The sequence below is a fragment of the Brevibacillus sp. NPDC058079 genome (genome assembly GCF_042885155.1).
Lineage (GTDB): Bacteria > Bacillota > Bacilli > Brevibacillales > Brevibacillaceae > Brevibacillus.
The window spans coordinates 453,210-472,617 of record NZ_JBHVSO010000003.1; the positions used below are offsets into that span (position 1 = coordinate 453,210).

Consider the following 19,408-nt stretch of genomic DNA (forward strand, 5'->3'; position numbering starts at 1 on the left):
TGTTCGATTTTTGAGACCGGACAGTTCGGTCTCTTTTGATTTTACATGAATGCCTTCTTTCGTACATGAGAGAAATGTTACAATAACTTGGACGAATATAGACCGTGTTGGACGAATGAAAGGACTATCGCGATGCGAAAAGGCGAAAAAACAAAGCTGCATATCATCCAGAAGTCAGCCGAGCTGTTTAATCAAAACGGTTATACAGGAACCTCCATGCAAGACATCATGGATGCCACGGGACTTACCAAAGGCGCCCTCTACAGAGGTTTTGCCAGTAAAGATGAAATAGCAATCGAGGCCTTCAAATATGCTGGTGAAGTATTGAATGAACATTTTGCGGCTGCGCTAGAAAAACAGGACACAGCCACTGCAAAACTCGTAGCCATGGCAAAGGTATATTCTGATGCGGTAAACAATCCCCCGCTCCAAGGCGGCTGCCCGCTTCTCAACACAGCCGTCGAAAGCGACCATTCGTTCCCTGTTCTTCGCGACTATGCCGTCGCCGCTTACCAAGGGACCATATCGTTCATGCAAGGGTTGCTGGAAGAAGGAATCTCCCAGGGAGAATTTCGTGCTGAAATGGACGCAGAAGCAGTCGCTTCGGTTATCTTCTCTTCCATTGAAGGAGCCATAATGGCAAGCAGACTCACCCGCGATAACAAGCATGTCCATTTTTCCATCAAGCATATAGAGCAGCTTTTACAGACATACGAGCCATAGCAAAAAGAAAAGAGCAGTCGCGCAGGATGTGATACCCCTGCCCAACTGCTCTATTTTCATGGACTGTTCCTGCTAAATTCTATTTGATGTAGTGTACTTTTTCATGTCCAAGCAATGCTTCCAGCACTTGCTGTACTTTCACGCCTGTCTCAAACGTAACCAGTCTAGCGTCCCCACCGTTAATGGCAATGGACAGCTCATCCAACAACAGGGAGAGACGGTCTTGCTGTGGAATTTCAGCCGGAACGAGCGCTTCGCCGTGTCCACCCACAAACAGATTGCTCCAGTTCACGACACTCAGCGTCCCTTGTGACCCGTACACGCGATAATCCAAATGCTCCTCATGCGCGATACCCGCCAAGCCATTGATCGTAACCGGGGTACCATCTGTCAGACGTAGGAAAGCCGATACACCTGTCTCGCATAGCGCAGGATCTGCTGGATAATCTACCTCTGAGCGTACTACATGCAAATCTCCGAAGAGCGCATAAGTCAGGTGAGTGAAATGAGGGAGCACTTCACGGATGAAGCCGCCTTGCTCACGACCAGCCAGCCAAGGTGTTTGCTGCCATGGACGCGGCCACTGGTGAAAATGCGTCAAGATATCAATGCGTCGGATATCTCCGATTTCTTCGAGTCTGCGGGAGAGCTCAGGAAAAACACCTTGATAGTAGAGCGGGAAGTTCATCGCATGGACAACCCCTGCGTCATTTGCTGCTTCCAACATTTCTTGCGCTTCTGTCAACGAATTAGCCAACGGCTTTTCGCAGAGCAAATGCTTTTTGTGCGCCAGTACATCCAGGGCAATGGCATGATGGAATTTGGGAGGAACCGCCAAATAGATGACGTCCAGCTCTACCTTTTTCAATAATTCCTTATAATCTGTGTACCAAGGCACATCGCCGGACTTTTGCGCGGCTTCCTGTGCTCTTTCCGCCGATACATCGCTCACTGCGGCTACTCGAAATTTTTCGTGGGTACGGATCGCGTCCATCATGCGCTCGCCCATGACGCCTGCGCCAATCACCCCAACGTTCCATTTCACTTGGTCCATCTGCATTTCCTCTCTTCCTGGTGAATGTTCGTCTTCGTGCCTCTACCCCTTTCTCCATTCATCTGAACATTCCTTCTGAATTGCTCAGATTGACAGCTGTTTCTGCGCTTCCTTTTTGTTTCGCTTCTTCTCCTTGTGAATCGCGACGACTGTATAGAGAGAGGGAACGACTATCAGCGTAAGTAACATCGAGAACAGCAAGCCAGAAATGATCGTAATGGCAAGCGGCTGAAATAGCACGCTTCCCGCAATTGCCATCGGTGACAAACCGGCTACTGCGGCAAATGTCGTTAGCAATATCGGGCGCAACCGTGCTTTCCCCGCCCCGATGACTGCTTCGTTGAGAGAGACGCCTTGATGCCTCGCTTCCTCGATGAATTCAATTAAGACAATCCCGTTTCGGACGACGATACCAGCCAATGCGATAAAGCCTGCCACGGTCATGAATCCAATCGGTGTCGATGTGATGAATAGTCCGATCAAGCTGCCCGCGATCGCGAGGTACACTGTACTCATCACTAAAGCAGGAATAGACAAGGAGTTAAACTGCAATACGATCAGCAAAAAGATAAGGAAGACTGCAACGACCGCAAGCACTCCCAAATCGAGCAAAACTTCCGATTCCTCTTCTGTTTCACCTGTTATGTTCCAAGCATACCCGTCTGGCAATTCCAATTGCTCCATTTTCGCTGTTATTTCGCTCATCACGTCAGCAGCCGTCCGATCTCGGACATCACTCGTGATCGTGACACTGCGGGACATATTGTAACGAGGAATGCTCTGCATCGATAAGTCCGGCTTCATTTCTGTTATTTGTGAAACCGGGATGAGCTGCCCACGAGCATTGGGAACGGTGAGCTGCGCGAAGGCTTGCTCTGTCGTCATTCCCGACTGATCGGCTACCAGCGTGATATCGATCAAATTTTTCCCATTATCAAATTGACCCATGGGAATGCCTTGGCTGATCAAACGCAACGTTCTCGTCAAATCCGCTTCATTGATCAGCTCCCTGTCCATCTTTTCTTGGTTCACATGGAATTGAAGGGAGTACTGTTCATTTCCGAGCGTGTCGTTGATGTTGTACGTTCCTTTGGTCTCCATGATGAGCTTCTTGATTTGCTCAGAAATTGCGTACAACTGCTGCAGATCATCCCCATACACCCGAATCCCTACCGGGTCACCGGAATACATAGCCGCCTTTACACTGTACGGAATGATGTTCGCTTCTGGAAACATCTGCTTAAACTGCTCCGACCACGGCGCAAGCACTTTTCGTGCATCCATTTTGTGATTGTCAAAGGTAACGATCAATTGCGCTACATTTTCACCTGTACCAACCGGCGGTGCTGAGGGCATCATCTGTGGCGCATTGCCGCCTACGAAAGACGAGACTTTTTGAATGTGTGCCTGATTCGCAATCCATTCGGAAACCCCCAGGACAATCCGATCTGTTTCCTGTAAATTACCACCAACCGGCGTCGTTATATTCACGACCATCTGTGGCCTGTCATCATCAGGAAAAAGCTGAACAGGGATGACTGCAACGAGTCCGTAGATGGCGGTCGCAATCAGTACGCCGCTCACTCCTGTTTTCAGCGGATTTTTCAACATCGACCTCATGACACGATCGCCATACCAATTCGTCAGTGCATCGATTTGTCTGCCTAATAAACCTGCTGGCTTACGATAATCTGTTTCTGCTTTGCTCCGTTTCTTGTTCCTTCGCTCGTTCCATTCCCGGTAAATCGGAATGATCGTAAGCGACATGAACATCGAGGCGGCCATCGTAAAAATGATAATGAGCGGTACCGGAAAAATAAACTGACCTGCATCACCAGGCAGAAACATGATCGGCCCAAACGCAGAGATGGTAGCAAGGGTAGCGGTGACGATGGAGATGGCGACTTCCTTCGTCCCAGATACAGCAGCCGTGTAAGGATCTTCTCCCAAAACAGACAGTCTGCGCTCGATGTTGTCATTAACCACCACTGCGTCGTCTACTAAAATTCCGAGAACAATGATGAGCCCGAATACGGTCATTTGATTGAGCGTAATGCCAAAGAAGGGCAGGAGCACCATCCCAGCTGCTAAAGAGATAGGGATCGCCAATGCAACCATCAAGGATGTCGTCACATTCAATCCAAGGATGCAAATAAATAGTACCGCTATGATCGCAATGATCATTTCTAGATACAGTTCGGAAAAAATACTGTCGATTCGATCCACTTGTAAAAATACGGGCTCTTTTTTCGCCCACGCTGGGAGATTCTTTTCCAACGCTGCAAGCTTCGCATTTACTGCTTTTTGCACCGCTGGAACATCGCTTCCCAGCTCAGCATTGATGCTAATCGTCGCAGCAGGCTTCCCGTTGTAATACGTTCGATACTCCAACCGTTTGGTACTGTCGGAAATAGTGGCAATATCCTTCAAATAGACGGGCATTCCTTCCTGCGTACGTGTCACAACTACCTTCTCAAACGTCGCCACTTCATAGCTTACCGGTAATGTGAGCTGATATTTTCGCGTATCAATGTTGACGTCACCTAGGGGCGTTGTTTCGTTTTTCGTTTGCACAGCATTCATGACTTGCGCCCAGGAAATGCCGTATTGTTGCAGCTTCTGGGGATCGACAGCGATTTTTACTTCCTGCTCCGGCAATCCCTGGATCGAAACATCGGAAACACCCGGCACGGTTCGAAGTTGATCCTTCCACAGATCGAGCATATCGCGCAATTGGAGGATTTCTTCAAAAGAGTTAGCAGTGATTTGAAAAGTTTGAATGAAAGTACGGCTCATGTCATCATTGATGATAGGCTGCTCTGCTTCATCCGGTAAATCGGCCTCGGCATCCTTTACTTTTTTCCGTACATCTTCAAACACCGTTTTCGGTTCAACGTCATTCTCTGTTCGCACGCTAATAATGGATACACCGGAACGGGACTCCGAACTAATGGATTTGATACCTTGTACTTCGTTGATTTTTTCTTCCAGCTTCTTCGTGACAGTCTGTTCCACCTTTTCCGGAGTCGCTCCCGGATACACGGTGGTGATGGTGGCCATGCTGACGATAATGTCTGGTTGCTCTTGCTTCGGAAGCGTAACCGCGATGAACATACCAATCAGCACGAGCATCGCAAAGAAAACGAGGGTGATTTTGCGCTTGTTGATGAAAAACTCGATCATGGCTGATTGCCTCCTTTTACGGTGACAGAGTCCCCACCAAGCAAACGATCAGCACCTTTCGTAATCAACATGTCCCCTGCTTGTAAGCCAGCAGTAATTTCCAAATGATTGTCAACATACTGACCAATCGTGACAGGGGTCTTAACCGCTTCATCAGCCGCTAGCAAGAAAACGTAAGGCTCAGAACCTCGGCTAAAAACGGTTTTGGCAGGGACAAAAATGCCTTTCTTTTGAGACAAGGTACGCTTTGCGCTGATGACTTGCCCTGCAAACCAATCTTTTTTGGCGTTATCAATGGCGACTTCCACGCTTATCGTACCCGTCTGCTCGTTCGTCGCTGGATAAATCGTCGTCACCTTTCCGATTCTTTTGTCCTCATACAAACGAATCTCGACCTCATCGCCTACCTTCCACGATGAGATATCCTTGTCAGGTACAGGCAAAACGGTTTTCAACTGTTGGATGTTGCCGATTCGATAGACAGGCGCCCCTGGACTTGCGAGTTGCCCAACATCAGCCAATTTCGCTAGTATGGTTCCTTGTATAGGCGCTTTCACTTCCGTTTTTGCCAAAGTAGCTGCAGCCTGATCACGGGAGACCATCGCCCCTTGGTAGCTGGCATTTGTCGCACTGATATCTTCAGTCCGAGCGCCTTCGATCACCAGCGAATACGTCTCTTGCGCTTGTGCATAATCTTTATCGGCTAGTTCAAAAGCATGCTTGGCATTTTCATATTCGGTTTCGGAGATCGCCCCATTTTTATAGAGCTGCTCCATGCGCTGATAATCCTTCTGTGCTTGTTCTCGTGAGATTTTCTTCGCGTCGACTGCTACTTTTGCTTGTTGAACTTCTTGTTCCCGCGCCCCGTTTTTTACTTTGGAAAGTTCGGCGCTGGCACCATGCATCTCAGCGTTTGCCAATGCCAGCTGGAGAGAGTAGTCTGTGGTAGTGAGTCGGGCCAGCACTTCTCCCTTTTTGACAATGTCGCCTTCTTTGTAAGGCAACGACTTGATTTCCCCGGCTACTTCGAACGAAACAGTCGTCTCTTCGATAGGGGCAAGTGTCCCTGACAGTTCACTGGTCGATTGGAAGCTTTTCAGCTCAATCGGCTCCACTTCCACGATTCTGGCCTCGGCTTGGCCTTCGCTTTCCGTTGTCTTCGTCATTTGATTGCAAGCCGTGCCCATGACTGCTAGGGAGATGATCAGCAACATTCCAACCGCTTTTCTTACCGTCTTATTCACGTATACCTCACTCCTATTTGCTTCGTTCTCTTTCTTTATGTAAAATACACCATCGGAATGAACGTTCATTCCGCATTATTCAAAAAAAGGATCAGAATTAATGAATTCTGACCGCATCCCAGCAAGCTTCCTCTACGCCTGCAAGCAATTCCGGGGTTTCTTCGATTTCGCCAGCCTTGATGCACTTGTTCAATGCGATGAATGCCCCGTCAATAATCGCAATCAATGCATCCGCTGGCAACGGACGGATGACCTTATTTTTTTGTCCCCGCTCGATGAATTCGCATAAAAAAGCTCGTAGCCTCATGTATGCTTCGCGGCTGACTTGGTCCAGGTAGTGACCGTTTGTATGGGAATCCAGAAACAACAAGCCGTTCAAATTCTTTTTGGAGTAAAGAATTGTCTGCTTTGCAATATGCCGAAATTGCTCACGTAAGTCGTCAGATGTACGAGGATACCCATCTTGGAGTGTCTCAAGAAGTTCCCCTACACATTCTTGAAACAATGTATTGACGAGCGCTTCTTTGTTTTCAAAATAACGATAGATGGTACCGGCACCGACCCCTGCTTTTTCGGAAATCATCGGAACGGTCGTCCCATCAAAACCGCGATCTACAAACAAAACGAGCGCTGCATCCAAGATTAATTCGCGCTTGGTTTCTGACAAGTTCATGACTCCTTTCTTCTGCGGAATGAATTTTCATTCTGGTAGGAATTATAGTATACGCTTTACTGGAGTGTCAAATGGCACGTGACCCAGAGATATTACATGCTTGAAGAAAACAGCTAGGGATCTGATGTACCAACCTTGTTCCCTAGCATTTTATTTATCCAACTGCTTTGTTACCCAATGTGCAAACCAAATGTTTTTTCTCCGAACGAAACGGTCTCCATATCTGCTGCTTTCGCAAACGACACATCCGAAACAAGTACACTCTCACGCAAAACATGATCAAAACGCTCCAATGCTGCTCGTAGCTCATCGTCCACATCCAGTGTGAGCTGGACACGTTTATCGATGGGCAGATCCAGCTTTTTGCGGGCATCCTGAATGACACGGATGACTTCACGAACCAAGCCTTCTTGCTCAAGCTCTTCTGTGAGTGTCGTATTCAAGGCCACGTGGAGCTGATAGCCGGATGCAGAAGCGAAGCCTTGCTTCCCTTGCTTTTCCACGAGTAGCTCATCTAGTGTAAGCCGCGCGCTCTCGCCTGCGACCTCTACATCCAGGTAGCCATTGTCCACCGCTTTCTGTGCATCGGCTGCGTTCAATTCTTTTAGATACCCTTGGATTGGCCCAACGTGCTTGCCGTATTTTTTCCCAGCTACCTTCAGGTTGAGCTTGAAATGATACGTCACGAAGCTGCTGTCGCTTTGCTCCACCCGAATGTTTTTCACATTGATCTCGTCTTGGATAATGCCAGCAAATCGCTCGAGGTTAAATGGCAGCTCCATCGATACGATCAGCTCGGACAGAGGCTGTCTGGTCTTGAGTCCAGTTTCGTTGCGGACATTTCTCGCCAGCTCCACGATGTGTCGAGCCGTTTCCATGTCCCGCTCAAGGGTTGCGTCGATTGCTTCTGTGTTCACCTTCGGATAGTCAGTCAAATGAACACTGCCTTCTCCACCCAAATTACCATACATATCTTCTGCGATCAGCGGTGCGTATGGTGCGATCATCTTCGCCAGCGTCAGCAACATTTCCCGCAGGGTCTGGTAAGCAGATACTTTGTCAGGAGTCATCCCGCTGCTCCAGAAACGATCCCGCGAACGACGGATGTACCAGTTGCTCAGCTCGTCGACGAACGCTTCGATATGCCCAGCCGGATTCATGAAATCGTAGGTTTCCAGACCTTTTTCCACGTGCTGTAAGGTGGTATTCAAGCGGGATAGTATCCAACGATCCAATTCGTTCACAGGCGGTTGTGGCAGATGCTCTTCTGGCTTGAATGCATCGATCAAGGCGTATAACGAATAAAAAGCATGGGTGTTATGGATCGTATCGATCACTTTGTACTTCGCCTCGGCGACGATCCGCTTGGAGAACCGCTTGCTGCTCCACGGCGCACTGTCAGACAAGAGTGCCCACCGGAACGCATCTGCACCGAACTCCTCGATTACCTCCCACGGATCGATCCCGTTTCCTTTGCTTTTGGACATCTTCTGACCGTGTTCATCCAAAACGTGACCGGTAGAGATGACCGCCTTGTAAGGCGCTTTTCCGTTATACAAAGTTGAAACTGCCAATAAGCTGAAGAACCAGCCCCGCGTCTGATCGATTCCTTCCGAAATGATGTCGGCAGGGTACTGCTCCTGAAATACCTTTTCGTCGCCGAATGGATGATGGTACTGAGCAAACGGCATCGAACCACTGTCGAACCACACATCAATGACCTCAGGGGTCCGCTCCATCGTACCGCCGCAAGAGCAACGCAGCTTCACCTCATCCACAAACGGCTTGTGCAGCTCCAGATTCTCATCGAGTGGCGCCACAGACTTCTCACGCAACTCTTTTACACTGCCTGGCGCATATTCGCAGCCACAATCCTGACAAAGCCATAAATTGAGCGGCGTCCCCCAATACCGATTGCGGCTGATATTCCAGTCTACGAGCTCTTCGAGGAATTTCCCGAAGCGCCCTTCGCGCAAATGGCCTGGATACCATTCGATCTTGCTGTTGTTTTCGATCAGCTGATCCTTGATCGCTGTCGTTTTGATGAACCAGCTCTCCATCGCGTAGTAGAGCAGTGGCGATTTGCAGCGCCAGCAGAACGGATAGCTATGCTCGTAACGCTCCTTGGAAAACAACAGTCCGCGATGAGACAGATCCTTTACGATATCGACGTCGCAATCCTTTACGAAGCGACCCGCGAAATCTGAGATTTGATCGGTATAGCGGCCAGCCAAATTCACGACGTTCACGAAATCAAGTCCATGCTGACGTGTCGTACGATAGTCATCCTCCCCGTGCGCTGGCGCAGTATGCACGATGCCCGTTCCGCTCGTATCACTGACATAGTCCGCATCGACGACGATATGTCCATGGTTTACCTTGATATAGCCAAAAGGCGGCTCATACGGAGTACCGACGAATTCTGCTCCTTTGTGCGTGGACAAAACCTCGTAGTCTTCCTTGAACACTTTCTCCGCGAGATTTTTTGCTACGACGTACACTTCATCCTTGTGCTTCACCCGCACGTAATCGAGCTCTTTGTTAACAACCAAAGCCACGTTTGCTCGAAGTGTCCATGGTGTCGTCGTCCACGCGAGAAAGATGTCCTCGTTTGTCTTGCTTTTGAATTTGACGGTCGCACTTAAGTCCTTCACGTCTTCATAGCCTTGCGCCACTTCATGGGAGCTGAGCGTCGTCTGGCAATCCGGGCAATACGGACTGACACGATGTCCTTTGTACAGCAGTTCTTTCTTATGAATTTCAGAAAGGATGTGCCAGACGCTTTCGATGTAATCGTTGGTCAAGGTGACATATGGATGCTCCATATCTGTCCAGTAAGCAATGCCTTCCGTTAACTCGCGCCATTGCTTTTCGTACTCAAATACGCTGTTTTTGCACTCCTCGACGAACTTGGCCACTCCGTAGTTTTCGATCTCCTGCTTGCCGGAAATGCCGAGTCGTTTCTCCACCCCAAGCTCTACCGGGAGACCATGTGTATCCCAGCCTGCTTTGCGGACGACACGGTAACCGGACATCGTTTTGTAACGTCCGATGAAATCCTTGATGACCCGTCCAAGCACGTGACCGATATGCGGCTGTCCATTTGCAGTCGGAGGTCCTTCATAAAAGACGAAATTAGGCTTTCCCAGCCGATTGTCCATCGACTTGCGGAATGTGTCGTCTTCCCTCCACTGATCCAGAATGCGTAACTCTCGTGTCCTTGCTTTTTCTTTTACGTCTACTTTCCTCATCATGTACACTCCTTCTTCTGTAGTTTGCGTAGAAGTGTAGGTTCATAGAACGCAAAAAAATCCCGCCCCCTAAGGGACGAGATTTGATCTCGCGATACCACCCTTGTTCCGAAATCTTCATGCAAGCATGTCATTTCGGCACCTCTACTACGTACCATCATACGCGTCCCTTGTAACGGTGGGATTCCGGGTCAGCTTACTCCAGATGCTTCAGCTTTCCTTCTCGGAGAGGATTTTCGGCTAAGTCTTGAACGTTGGCTTTCAGCACAAGGGCCAACTCTCTGGGGAACAAGGGGATTAGCTTACTCTTTCTCGTCAATGAATTTGTTGGTGTTATTGTTGTTACTTTACTTTTTACACTGGTTTCTAAAAACTGTCAAGGGTTAGGCCACGACGCGCTTCACGCTGCGACGGCTTTCCACCTGCGACAAGAACAAGCTGAGAACCAGGATAATCGCGCCGAACAAATACGGTGCGTTCAAATGAACCCCGTACAGCGTACCTGCCACTGCTGGGCCAAAAATATTCCCCAGACTCATGTAGGCATTGTTCATCCCTGCTACGAAGCCTTGTTCATCCCCTGCTCGCTTGGAGATCAGCGTGTTGATCGCTGGACGCATAATCGACGTCAGGGTAAAGAAGATAACCGTCATAATCAGCATATACCAGAAGTTACCGGACAAGAGCATCATCACCATCGATACAGCAGACAAGAAGAACGTCACATTAATGAGCTTCTTCTCGCCAAAACGAGTAATGAGCTTACCGATCAGCGCTGCCTGCACAATCGTACCGGCAAGTGCTCCCACTGTGATAATAATGGAAATATCACGCGGAGTATAAGCGAACTTCGCATCGACGAACAGCGGGAAGATAACTTCAAAGTTCGCCAAACCAAACGTCATCGTAAAGACCAGCACCAGCATGATGAAGTACGACGATTGAAATGACTTGCCGAGTTGTGCGAAGATGTTTTCCTGCTTCTCTTTGGCGTTTCGTGCCGCGAGCTGCTTTTCCTTAGGAAGTGATTCTGACAAGAAAAAGATGGAACCAAGTGTGGCTACCGCACCAACTGCCGCGGAAATATAGAACGGCATACGCAAGCCAAGCTCTGCCAAAAATCCGCCAATACCAGGCCCGATAACAAAGCCGAGCGACATGGCAGCTCCGAGCATCCCCAGTCCTTTTCCACGTTTATCCTCTGTCGTAATGTCAGCTACATACGCCAGCATGGACGGAATCATCGCTGCTGCCCCGATCCCGCCGATCAGACGAGAAAGATAGAGCACCCAAGTTTGTTCAGCCAAGGCAAAGACCAGATTGGAGATCGTAAACAGGACGAGTCCCATTACAATCATGATTTTTCGCCCGTACTTATCCGACCATTCCCCCGCAATCGGAGAAAAAAGAAATTGGGTCACACCAAAGGCCGCCACCAAGTATCCAGCCGTCTCCCCACCCGCGCCGAACTCTTTGAGAAACTCGGGCAAAATCGGAATAATCAAGCCAATTCCCAGCATGGCGATAAACATGTTGATCATCAGGAAGAGAATCGGTCGCTGACTATTCTCTTGTGCATTCATATTCATTTATCCAGTCCTATCCTTATAGATTTTTCTCTTTAGCCTTGCAGCTTCGCTTTCACACTTTCAATCACCGTGCGCCAAATGGCAGGGTCTGTTGAAATCTGTTGCTTGAAGTTGCGGTATAGCTCCTTTTGCTTTTCCTCAAAATCAGGAGCGTCTGCAGCCGGCAATCCTGCACGGGCAGTCGTAATCATTTCCTGCACTTCTGGAGAACGCGGTCCCCAAACTCTGGCCTCGTAGCCATCCTGGTCGAGGAAAATAAAGATCGGGATCGCACGTGCTGTGCCATTGGTCAGGTATTGATCCATGAGCTCCAGATTTTCGTCACGGATGAGAAAGCGCAATTCGATGTTGCTTTCCTCGGCAATTCGCTGAATGACAGGAACGCACAAGGAAGCATCCCCACACCAGTCTGCGGTCAGCACGACCCCTTTCCAATTGCGCTGGGAAAGATCCTTCCAGACAACCAGATCCTCGTCAGTAAATGTGAGCTGATCGTATACGCGGGACACCTCTTCTTTGTTGACGTTCATGCTTTCTTTGTACGCAGCAAAGCTCATTCCTTTTTCAAACCAACTGTTATGATTCACGTTAGACATACTCCGTACTCCTCCTGTATATTGAAAAATTATTGCTCCCAAATAGCAGAAGTTCCCAAGCGATTGCGAATGGAAGAGCTTCTTGTTTTGCGGGCTTCTTTCCCTGACGTCTGTTTCATGGTGCTTGCCCTGGCAGTCAGGTCCATAAACCACTCTCTATCTTTGGTTGCGAGGGCGAGGTCGATCAGATCATGCATATGCTCTTCATCATCAAAAGAGCCTACCGGAATGCGTTCCATCCACTGTCTTGGAATCACCACCTGCTTGCCGATCGTCTCTTCGTTGTCGCATTGAACCACATAAACTTTCGCGGTACCTCGCAATGAATCATCTGTTTCGACGAAGCCTTGAACTAACTCGCCGAATTTGGTTTTGCCTAATATCCATTCTCCGACTTCCAATAACTCATCTCGATTCATTCCCGTGCACCTCCTAATTGTAACGGAAATTATTACAGTTTCCATGTTAAAAATTTGTATGGTTACTGTTGCGAATTCTCCTGACATCCTTGACGGACTTTATCTAATACAGTCTGGATCGTGATTTGTTCCAAATACTTTGTAAAGTACATCTCTGCTTCGGTAAAAATCTGATCCATGACTCCGTGCATATTCGCAGAAACCTGACACGCTTCTTGCGGATCTCCCGAACACCAGTGCGGCTTCAGTGTACCATTCGAGATCGAACGATATATCTCGGCCAAGGTGACCTCATTCGGGTCGCACGCAAGTATATAACCGCCGCCAATTCCCTCTTTGGTCTTCACAAACCCGTTCTTACGCAGAATGCTCATGATTTTGCGAATTCTGGCAGGATTCGTACATACATTTTTTGCGATGAGCTCACTGCTTGCCATATGCTCTGGGATATGAGCCAACAAAGCCAAGCTGTGAACAGCTATGGTAAATTCACTATTCACGTCACAGACGGCCTCCTTGCGAAGAGTACTGTAATAATAATTCGTACAGTTACGAATGTCAACAATTGTGTGGGGGCAAACTTTTTAAAAAGCCGGAGGATTTCAATCTGCGGTGGTCGGGGGGAAGCGAAGGCACATGTTTTCCAGTCGCCTTTTTCCTCACTACGTTCGGGCGGTCTCCTTCCAAACATGTACCTTCGCTTTTCGGACAACAGTTGCTTCTGCGGGGCATTTTTAAATAAGTTTTTTTATAAAAAGGATTTCATCGCGGATGGGGATGCCGTTATCTGCGATGAGGGGGATTTCTGGTTTGATTTGGCGGGCCTTGTCCACGGCATTGATGTACAGCTCGTGAAGCTGATAACCTCTTTTTTGGTAAAAGCCCATGGCGTGCAGGTTATCGTTGGTGGTGACGAGCTTCATGCGGTGACAGCCTTTTTCTTTGGCGGTCTGCTCTACTTGATTGAGAAGTGCGGTCCCGATTCCTTTGTTTTCGATCACGCTATCCAAGGAAATGATTTCACATTCCTGATCTCCGAGTACATAGCAAATAAATCCGTTGATTGCACCCTCTTCACCCTTTACTGCGTAGCCGTCCAGCGCATCGCATTGGAAGACGCCACTGGAGATGACCATTTGTGGACTTCCCCAGTGTTTGATGAAAAATTCAGTGATGACGTTTTTGTCCAGATCGCTTGTTGAAATCATCTGCATAGCATTCACCTCTCCAAAATGATAAAAAAAGCCCTCGCTTTTGAGTCAGCAAGGGCTCCACATCATTATGACCGCACATCCAGCAGTACTTTTCCCGTGCTCGCCCTGCTCTCGACCAACGCATGGGCGCTCGCTGCGTCTTCCAATGTAAAATGCTTGCCGATCTTGATGTCGAGCTGGCCATTCGCCAAATACTCCAAGACTTGCTTGGCTGTATCCTGCAACAAGTGTGGACGCAGCTTGCGTGTCGTACCAAAGCTGAAGCCTAATACAGAGCGGCAGCTGGCATGCAGGTCGATCGTCTTGATCTGACCGATTTCGCCGCTGGCATTGCCGAAATGGACGAGTCGACCGTACCATGCGAGGCATTCGAGACTACGCTCGCTCACCGTTCCGGAAATCGAGTCCAAAATGACGTCGGCTCCCGCACCATCTGTCAGCTCACGTACCTTTTCCACAAAATCTTCGCGATCATTGCAAATCACATGGTCGGCACCGGCTGACAAGGCAATTTCCGCCTTTGCTTCATTACCGACTGTGCCGATGACTCGTCCTGCTCCGAGCAGCTTGGCTAATTGAATCGCCGTTGTCCCGATTCCGCCTGCCGCAGCGTGAATCAGTACGGTTTCCCCTTTGGCAATGCGGGCAACCTTCGCCAGTAGCTGGTACGAAGTAAATGACACGACTGGGCAAGCGGCTGCTGTTTCCGTGCTGATTTGATCTGGCAGTGCAAAGGTCAAGCTCTCATCCGCCACGATATACTCGGCGTATGAACCGTTAGCCGGAAATGCGATGACTCTTTGCCCCACCTTCAGGCTTTGTACCTCTGCCCCCACCTGTTCGATCACGCCAGTCGCGTCGAGTCCCGGGATAAACGGCAGCTTGGATGCTCCCTTTTTTCCATATCTGGATTTGATATCCGCAAAATTGACACTGGTCATCTCGACGCGGATCAGGACCTGTGTAGGTGACATGGTCGGCATCTCGACATCCGCATATTTCATCGTTTCCGGCCCGCCTAATTCCGTTACCAAGATCGCTTTCATGAGAACCCTCCAGACAAGTTTGAAATGGAATGTTAGTTTTGCAGAATGGTCATGATTGCGGCTTTTTTCGCTGCGAACTCCTCGTCGGAAAGCACAGGGGTAAACGCAGCTCGCGGAATGTCCACCAATAGTTCATGCCAAGATTTGCAGCCTTGATAAGCAGCGTCAATGGAGATTTCTACAGGCTGCTCTATTCGATACATCCGCACGAACAAAATGTGCAGCGGCTGTTTTTTCTTCCAATGCAAGCGCACATCTGCGAAATTGTCCGTCCAGATGTGGAAGGGCGAAAGCGCACGCAGCTTGGCTTCGTCCATCAACTCAACATCGTCGGTTACTTCGGCAAAATATTCGATCATCACGGTCTTCTTGTCCATTGTCCAGCCTTCGAGGGTCGCGTCTAACAGATGTTGGTAGTCTGCCTTTACCATGTCGCGCTTCTGGTGCTCATAGGTCGGATACAAATAAAATTGATTATTTTCCAAGCGGAATTCTCGTGTTTCTTCGTATAATCCACCCTTGCGGATCGTGATGATCTGCTCACCTTCTCCAAGTGCTTTGACGGCGACTGCCCATTCCTTCAAGCTAAGGGGGGATAGCGGCTGTACGATCGACTGCATGCAGCACGGCTCCCTTCTACTGTCAGAATCGTTTGATGACATTAGTCTAGCCCAATTCCAGCTCGTTGAGAAGTCGTCTTCAACAGTTGATCGACATGCTGCATAGCTCCTTGCAGTCTCTCGGCATAATTTCCTCGCAGTGTCACGTACGTAATTCCCCGCTCATCCAGCATCTGGCGCAGTTTTTCATGATTGTGCAGGCGTACTTGCTCTTCTCCGTGCACGCGCAGTCCATCATCCACCCACGCGACATCTGGCTCCATGAACAGCCATAAATCATATGCTTGCTCGTCGGCAACCTGGTCGAGAACAGGGAAGGTTTGCCCGGTGTACAGTTCGGAGTAAAACTGGGTGACAATCGCTTCGGTATCGATGAACAAGAGCTTGTTGGCTTTCTGGAGCGCTTCGTACTCTTTCATTTTGTGACCATACGCAATATGCGGGAAATACTCCGGTGTCAAAATCGTATCGCAGCCCCCAACCTCTTCGCAGATTGTTCGTCCATACTCCTCGACAAACACGGTGTTGTAGATTTTCGCAAGATAACGGGTCAAGGTCGATTTCCCGCAGCTCTCTGTTCCTACCACCACTACCTTTTTAACGAAATAGGGCTGAACAACAGTCGGGATGTGCTGCCAATGGGTGTAGACCCCTTCATTGCGAATTTGAGTAGCGGAAATCGGTACTTGGCTGCGTGATTCATCGAGAATGATGTGCGCTGCCTCCGGGTATAAACGGCGAAAAATCGGATCGTAGGAGGGCTCGGAGCTGAAAACTAGATCAATTTTTTTCCCAATCATGCGTTTGATGTCCGCTGCTCCTGCCTCCCAATCGTAGCTCTCGTCGCTATCCGCAAGATCTTCGACTGCAAGCACGCGGACATTTTCCATGTCCTTGACCAGCGTGGACAGCCATCTCAATCGCACTTCATAGGGAATTGGCTTGATTCCTGCCTTCTCACACAGCTTTCGGTCGCGAGTAGGGCTGTGCGAGAGAACGACGTACAGCTCGTCGCAGCGGCAGGCCGCCTGTGTAATTGCGTATACATGTCCTTGATGCAGTGGCAAAAATTTGCCGCCAATGAAGCCTACGCCCCCCATGTCTGCTCCTCCCTTTGCTTGCGGTACTGCCGAACCCAGTTCATCAATCCGTAGATGGCATTCACCAAATAAGCAGACCACATGACCAGCATCGAGATATCGCTTCCGTCCTTCAAAAACGCTACCAGCCACATGTAAATCGTGAACAAATCAATGATGATCCAGACCACCCACTGCTCGACCAAACGCTTCACCATGAAGAGCATGGCGATGACGGAGAGAACAGCCGTCAAGGAATCGACAAAAGGCAAGGCCCCGCCCATTTGCTTCAATACAAACCCGTAAGCAATCGTTGTAATGATGCTCAAGACCGTCCACCAGATGCGTGCTTGGCTGGACAAAATGGTAATCTTAACGTCATTTTGCTTGACTTCGGACACGCGGTTTTTACGCCACAGGTAGAGTCCAATGAATTGCATCGGCAAAAAATAGAGAAGATTCAGCATCACTTCGCCATAGTACTTTTGCCCATAGGCGACGAACGCGTACAAAATCACATTGATGATACCCGGGTAGTAGCTCCACGTCTTTCCTTTGGCGACGAGCACGACACTCAGCATCCCTGTTAAGGAGGCGATCAAGCCGATTAATGTATCATCCAGTACAAAATACAAATAGAGGGTAACGAGTGTAAACGAGATGAGCCATATTTTTTCAAACCAATTCCAGTCTGCTAAAAAGCCGGTGCTTTTCGCATTCATGCGAATCTCTCCTTGAACGCTCGCAGGTTTTCCTGGCGCGCAGAATTGTCGTAGACAGCAAAAACAATGTGGTCAAAAAGCTGTACATACTGTTCCTCGATCAAAACAGTCGCAAAGTAATCTGCTACGTCCTCCGCTTTGTTGCGGAATACTCCGCAGCCGTATGCTCCCAAAATGATCGTCCGGTGGTTATGAATGGCTGCTGCCCGCAAAATTTTCCGAATGCGCTCCTTCATGACAGGGCCAATCTTCGCGATATTTTCAGGCTCTCGCTCACGAACAACCCCAGCATTCACGGCAGGCGCCGTAATAAAAGATAAGAGGTAGGGGTCATTCAAAAGCTGATCGCTTTGATCGCGGAGCACGGGGACCCGCGGTGAATAAATCATGTAGTCAGAATAAAAGCAGGTTTTCAACTGGCGGTGATAGGTGTACATTTCCTCCATTTGCACGATGCAAGGATACAGCCCGGAGGAACGCGCCAAGCTCTCTTCCTGCGCCTGGCTTCCCCCGAGGAATCCTCCACCCGGATTTTTGGCGGAAGCAAAATTCAAGCATACAGCATCTGCTCGCTTCTCGTGAACGATGAGGCGCTTGGCTGCATCCAGGCTGGATTCCGAGGTAACCTCGACCTTGGTACGTAGCTGTGCAGCCGTTGTTTGATGCGATGGTAGTGGCACTGTGTCTGCTGCCAAATCATTTGGCCGATACAGAACCGACTGGCTGACGGCAGAAGCTAGATTCTCCGTAATGCTCTTCTTTTCTCCTGCTTTATTCACGTAGTAACCCTGCTCTATGATTTGCAGTGTCTCTTGCGCGATTCGTACGCGAACGCTTCGATTGTGTCCCTGATTCATTGTGATTTCCTCCCTGGTACGGGGCTACGTCTGATCCATCCATTCCGGATTAAAACGAAAATACTTGGATGGTCGGTGCCCGGCATGTTTTCGATATTGATTCGTTTCCAGCACTTTGTCGGTTACCTTCCTGCGAAACGCCGCAGCCAACAGCTCACGTCCCAAAATCACTTCGTACACCTGTTGCAGATCGCTTAGCGTGAACAGCTCCGGCATTAAAGCAAAGGCGATGTCCGTGTATTCAATCTTGTTACGCAATCGCTCCAGTGCGTATTGAATGATTTTGGCGTGATCAAATGCAATGTTATTCGTCTCTACAATTTCGCGGGTCTCACGTACGGTACGACCCGTTACTGTTTTGGTGATCTTAATGGTGGCAGACAATTCTTCGCTCTCATGCACAAGTCGCAGCTCCAACCATTTTTCAGTAATGGAGCCGTCAATAGTCGCCATCTTTGTTTCTTTCAGCCATTTGTCCTCGATGCGGTACCACTCGGCCTCATCTGCATCATCCCCTGCCTGCAGCTGTAAAGACGAGCTGTCTACCAAGGCCATGTATGACGTGCTGATGACCCATGTCCGCGGATCTCTGCCCGCATCTCCCCAGGTGTAGAGCTGCTCCAAATAAATGTCGTCTACGTTTGTTTCCGTACGCAGCTCGCGTCTGGCTGCCTCCTCGAGACTCTCCCCAGGTGTAACAAACCCGCCTGGCAACGCCCATTGGCCGATATACGGATGCTCACCACGCTTCACGAGCAATATTTTCAACGACTTGGGCGAGAGCTTGCGGTAATTCTCCTCCTGCTCATCCATCACGGTGAATACCAGCATATCGACTGTCACAGACGGCCGCTCGAATTGGCTGACATCATAAGCCTCCAAGTACTCCAGTTCGGTTTGACCTTGTTTATATACATGTGATTTTTCTTTCATCCAATCGCCTCTTTTAGCTGCTGAATTGTTGTTGTCTTTTTGTTATTAACAAAATGTTATTATCAAGTTGTTGGTATCATATTACTCTTTCCTGTTTTTGGTGTCAATAAAAAATCCCCCACTTTAAAGCAAAGGGCTTTATTTGTAGAAAACAGCCGCGTAGAAGAAGCGCAGTTCCAGTCAAAGCGCCTCTGGAGCCCCTCCC

General features: G+C 49.1%; 17 protein-coding genes and 1 other annotated feature. Of the genes, 1 reads left to right on the forward strand and 16 read right to left on the reverse strand.

Annotation, left to right across the window (positions count from 1 at the left end; genetic code table 11):
* Nucleotides 1-132: 132 nt before the first annotated feature.
* Nucleotides 133-723, forward strand: a complete 591-nt coding sequence (locus ACFVS2_RS12270; RefSeq protein ID WP_390234161.1) for a TetR/AcrR family transcriptional regulator — start codon at nucleotides 133-135, stop codon at nucleotides 721-723.
* 79 nt (nucleotides 724-802) lie between these two features.
* On the opposite strand, the gene ACFVS2_RS12275 is transcribed toward ACFVS2_RS12270, so the two are convergent.
* The 16 genes from ACFVS2_RS12275 to ACFVS2_RS12350 form a co-directional block, all read right to left on the reverse strand.
* Nucleotides 803-1,777: a Gfo/Idh/MocA family protein gene (locus tag ACFVS2_RS12275; RefSeq protein ID WP_390234164.1), complete on the reverse strand. Its 975-nt coding sequence runs from the start codon at nucleotides 1,775-1,777 to the stop codon at nucleotides 803-805.
* Nucleotides 1,778-1,861: 84 nt separating this feature from the next.
* A complete protein-coding gene (locus ACFVS2_RS12280) occupies nucleotides 1,862-4,960 on the reverse strand; it encodes an efflux RND transporter permease subunit (RefSeq protein WP_390234166.1) in 3,099 nt (1,032 codons plus the stop codon).
* Complete coding sequence (locus ACFVS2_RS12285; RefSeq protein ID WP_390234169.1) at nucleotides 4,957-6,204, reverse strand: efflux RND transporter periplasmic adaptor subunit; 1,248 nt, start codon at nucleotides 6,202-6,204, stop codon at nucleotides 4,957-4,959. Before ACFVS2_RS12285 ends, ACFVS2_RS12280 begins: the two co-directional genes overlap by 4 nt.
* Before the next feature lie 97 nt (nucleotides 6,205-6,301).
* On the reverse strand, nucleotides 6,302-6,877 hold the full coding sequence (locus ACFVS2_RS12290; RefSeq protein ID WP_390234172.1) for a TetR/AcrR family transcriptional regulator: 576 nt from the start codon (nucleotides 6,875-6,877) through the stop codon (nucleotides 6,302-6,304).
* A gap of 170 nt (nucleotides 6,878-7,047) precedes the next feature.
* Nucleotides 7,048-10,128 carry an isoleucine--tRNA ligase gene (gene ileS / locus ACFVS2_RS12295; protein WP_390234174.1) on the reverse strand — a complete coding sequence of 1,027 codons (3,081 nt, stop codon included), beginning with the start codon at nucleotides 10,126-10,128 and terminating at the stop codon, nucleotides 7,048-7,050.
* Between the two features lie 69 nt (nucleotides 10,129-10,197).
* Nucleotides 10,198-10,456 (reverse strand) — a binding site (T-box leader).
* A 55-nt stretch (nucleotides 10,457-10,511) separates the two neighbouring features.
* Nucleotides 10,512-11,717: an MFS transporter gene (locus tag ACFVS2_RS12300; protein WP_173619188.1), complete on the reverse strand. Its 1,206-nt coding sequence runs from the start codon at nucleotides 11,715-11,717 to the stop codon at nucleotides 10,512-10,514.
* A 32-nt stretch (nucleotides 11,718-11,749) separates the two neighbouring features.
* Nucleotides 11,750-12,313: a thioredoxin family protein gene (locus ACFVS2_RS12305; protein ID WP_390234176.1), complete on the reverse strand. Its 564-nt coding sequence runs from the start codon at nucleotides 12,311-12,313 to the stop codon at nucleotides 11,750-11,752.
* Between the two features lie 29 nt (nucleotides 12,314-12,342).
* Nucleotides 12,343-12,732 carry an IDEAL domain-containing protein gene (locus ACFVS2_RS12310; RefSeq protein ID WP_390234178.1) on the reverse strand — a complete coding sequence of 130 codons (390 nt, stop codon included), beginning with the start codon at nucleotides 12,730-12,732 and terminating at the stop codon, nucleotides 12,343-12,345.
* A gap of 62 nt (nucleotides 12,733-12,794) precedes the next feature.
* Nucleotides 12,795-13,232, reverse strand: coding sequence for an RrF2 family transcriptional regulator (locus ACFVS2_RS12315; RefSeq protein WP_048031845.1), 438 nt, complete (start codon nucleotides 13,230-13,232; stop codon nucleotides 12,795-12,797).
* 234 nt (nucleotides 13,233-13,466) lie between these two features.
* Nucleotides 13,467-13,946 (reverse strand): GNAT family N-acetyltransferase, encoded by a 480-nt coding sequence (locus tag ACFVS2_RS12320; protein ID WP_390234180.1) that lies wholly within the window; start codon nucleotides 13,944-13,946, stop codon nucleotides 13,467-13,469.
* A 65-nt stretch (nucleotides 13,947-14,011) separates the two neighbouring features.
* On the reverse strand, nucleotides 14,012-14,992 hold the full coding sequence (locus tag ACFVS2_RS12325) for a quinone oxidoreductase family protein (RefSeq protein WP_390234183.1): 981 nt from the start codon (nucleotides 14,990-14,992) through the stop codon (nucleotides 14,012-14,014).
* A gap of 32 nt (nucleotides 14,993-15,024) precedes the next feature.
* On the reverse strand, nucleotides 15,025-15,612 hold the full coding sequence (locus tag ACFVS2_RS12330) for a DUF1802 family protein (protein WP_390234186.1): 588 nt from the start codon (nucleotides 15,610-15,612) through the stop codon (nucleotides 15,025-15,027).
* A 41-nt stretch (nucleotides 15,613-15,653) separates the two neighbouring features.
* Complete coding sequence (gene nadR, locus ACFVS2_RS12335; RefSeq protein WP_390234188.1) at nucleotides 15,654-16,712, reverse strand: multifunctional transcriptional regulator/nicotinamide-nucleotide adenylyltransferase/ribosylnicotinamide kinase NadR; 1,059 nt, start codon at nucleotides 16,710-16,712, stop codon at nucleotides 15,654-15,656.
* Entirely contained in the window at nucleotides 16,700-17,413 is a 714-nt protein-coding gene (pnuC, locus tag ACFVS2_RS12340; RefSeq protein WP_390234191.1) for a nicotinamide riboside transporter PnuC, read from the reverse strand. Before pnuC ends, nadR begins: the two co-directional genes overlap by 13 nt.
* Entirely contained in the window at nucleotides 17,410-18,270 is an 861-nt protein-coding gene (locus ACFVS2_RS12345) for a TIGR02452 family protein (protein ID WP_390234194.1), read from the reverse strand. Before ACFVS2_RS12345 ends, pnuC begins: the two co-directional genes overlap by 4 nt.
* A gap of 24 nt (nucleotides 18,271-18,294) precedes the next feature.
* Nucleotides 18,295-19,203 (reverse strand): NUDIX hydrolase, encoded by a 909-nt coding sequence (locus tag ACFVS2_RS12350; RefSeq protein ID WP_390234196.1) that lies wholly within the window; start codon nucleotides 19,201-19,203, stop codon nucleotides 18,295-18,297.
* Nucleotides 19,204-19,408: the final 205 nt, after the last annotated feature.

Excerpts from the sequence above, each read along its gene's own strand:
- ACFVS2_RS12320 (WP_390234180.1), bottom strand. The coding sequence starts at position 13,946 with ATGCAGATGATTTCAACAAGCGATCTGGACAAAAACGTCATCACTGAA.
- ACFVS2_RS12345 (WP_390234194.1), bottom strand. The coding sequence starts at position 18,270 with ATGAATCAGGGACACAATCGAAGCGTTCGCGTACGAATCGCGCAAGAG.
- pnuC (WP_390234191.1), bottom strand. The coding sequence starts at position 17,413 with ATGAATGCGAAAAGCACCGGCTTTTTAGCAGACTGGAATTGGTTTGAA.
- ACFVS2_RS12290 (WP_390234172.1), bottom strand. The coding sequence starts at position 6,877 with ATGAACTTGTCAGAAACCAAGCGCGAATTAATCTTGGATGCAGCGCTC.
- ACFVS2_RS12310 (WP_390234178.1), bottom strand. The coding sequence starts at position 12,732 with ATGAATCGAGATGAGTTATTGGAAGTCGGAGAATGGATATTAGGCAAA.
- ACFVS2_RS12325 (WP_390234183.1), bottom strand. The coding sequence starts at position 14,992 with ATGAAAGCGATCTTGGTAACGGAATTAGGCGGGCCGGAAACGATGAAA.
- nadR (WP_390234188.1), bottom strand. The coding sequence starts at position 16,712 with ATGGGGGGCGTAGGCTTCATTGGCGGCAAATTTTTGCCACTGCATCAA.
- ACFVS2_RS12300 (WP_173619188.1), bottom strand. The coding sequence starts at position 11,717 with ATGAATATGAATGCACAAGAGAATAGTCAGCGACCGATTCTCTTCCTG.
- ACFVS2_RS12305 (WP_390234176.1), bottom strand. The coding sequence starts at position 12,313 with ATGTCTAACGTGAATCATAACAGTTGGTTTGAAAAAGGAATGAGCTTT.
- ACFVS2_RS12350 (WP_390234196.1), bottom strand. The coding sequence starts at position 19,203 with ATGAAAGAAAAATCACATGTATATAAACAAGGTCAAACCGAACTGGAG.
- ACFVS2_RS12330 (WP_390234186.1), bottom strand. The coding sequence starts at position 15,612 with ATGCAGTCGATCGTACAGCCGCTATCCCCCCTTAGCTTGAAGGAATGG.
- ileS (WP_390234174.1), bottom strand. The coding sequence starts at position 10,128 with ATGAGGAAAGTAGACGTAAAAGAAAAAGCAAGGACACGAGAGTTACGC.
- ACFVS2_RS12270 (WP_390234161.1), top strand. The coding sequence starts at position 133 with ATGCGAAAAGGCGAAAAAACAAAGCTGCATATCATCCAGAAGTCAGCC.
- ACFVS2_RS12275 (WP_390234164.1), bottom strand. The coding sequence starts at position 1,777 with ATGGACCAAGTGAAATGGAACGTTGGGGTGATTGGCGCAGGCGTCATG.
- ACFVS2_RS12280 (WP_390234166.1), bottom strand. The coding sequence starts at position 4,960 with ATGATCGAGTTTTTCATCAACAAGCGCAAAATCACCCTCGTTTTCTTT.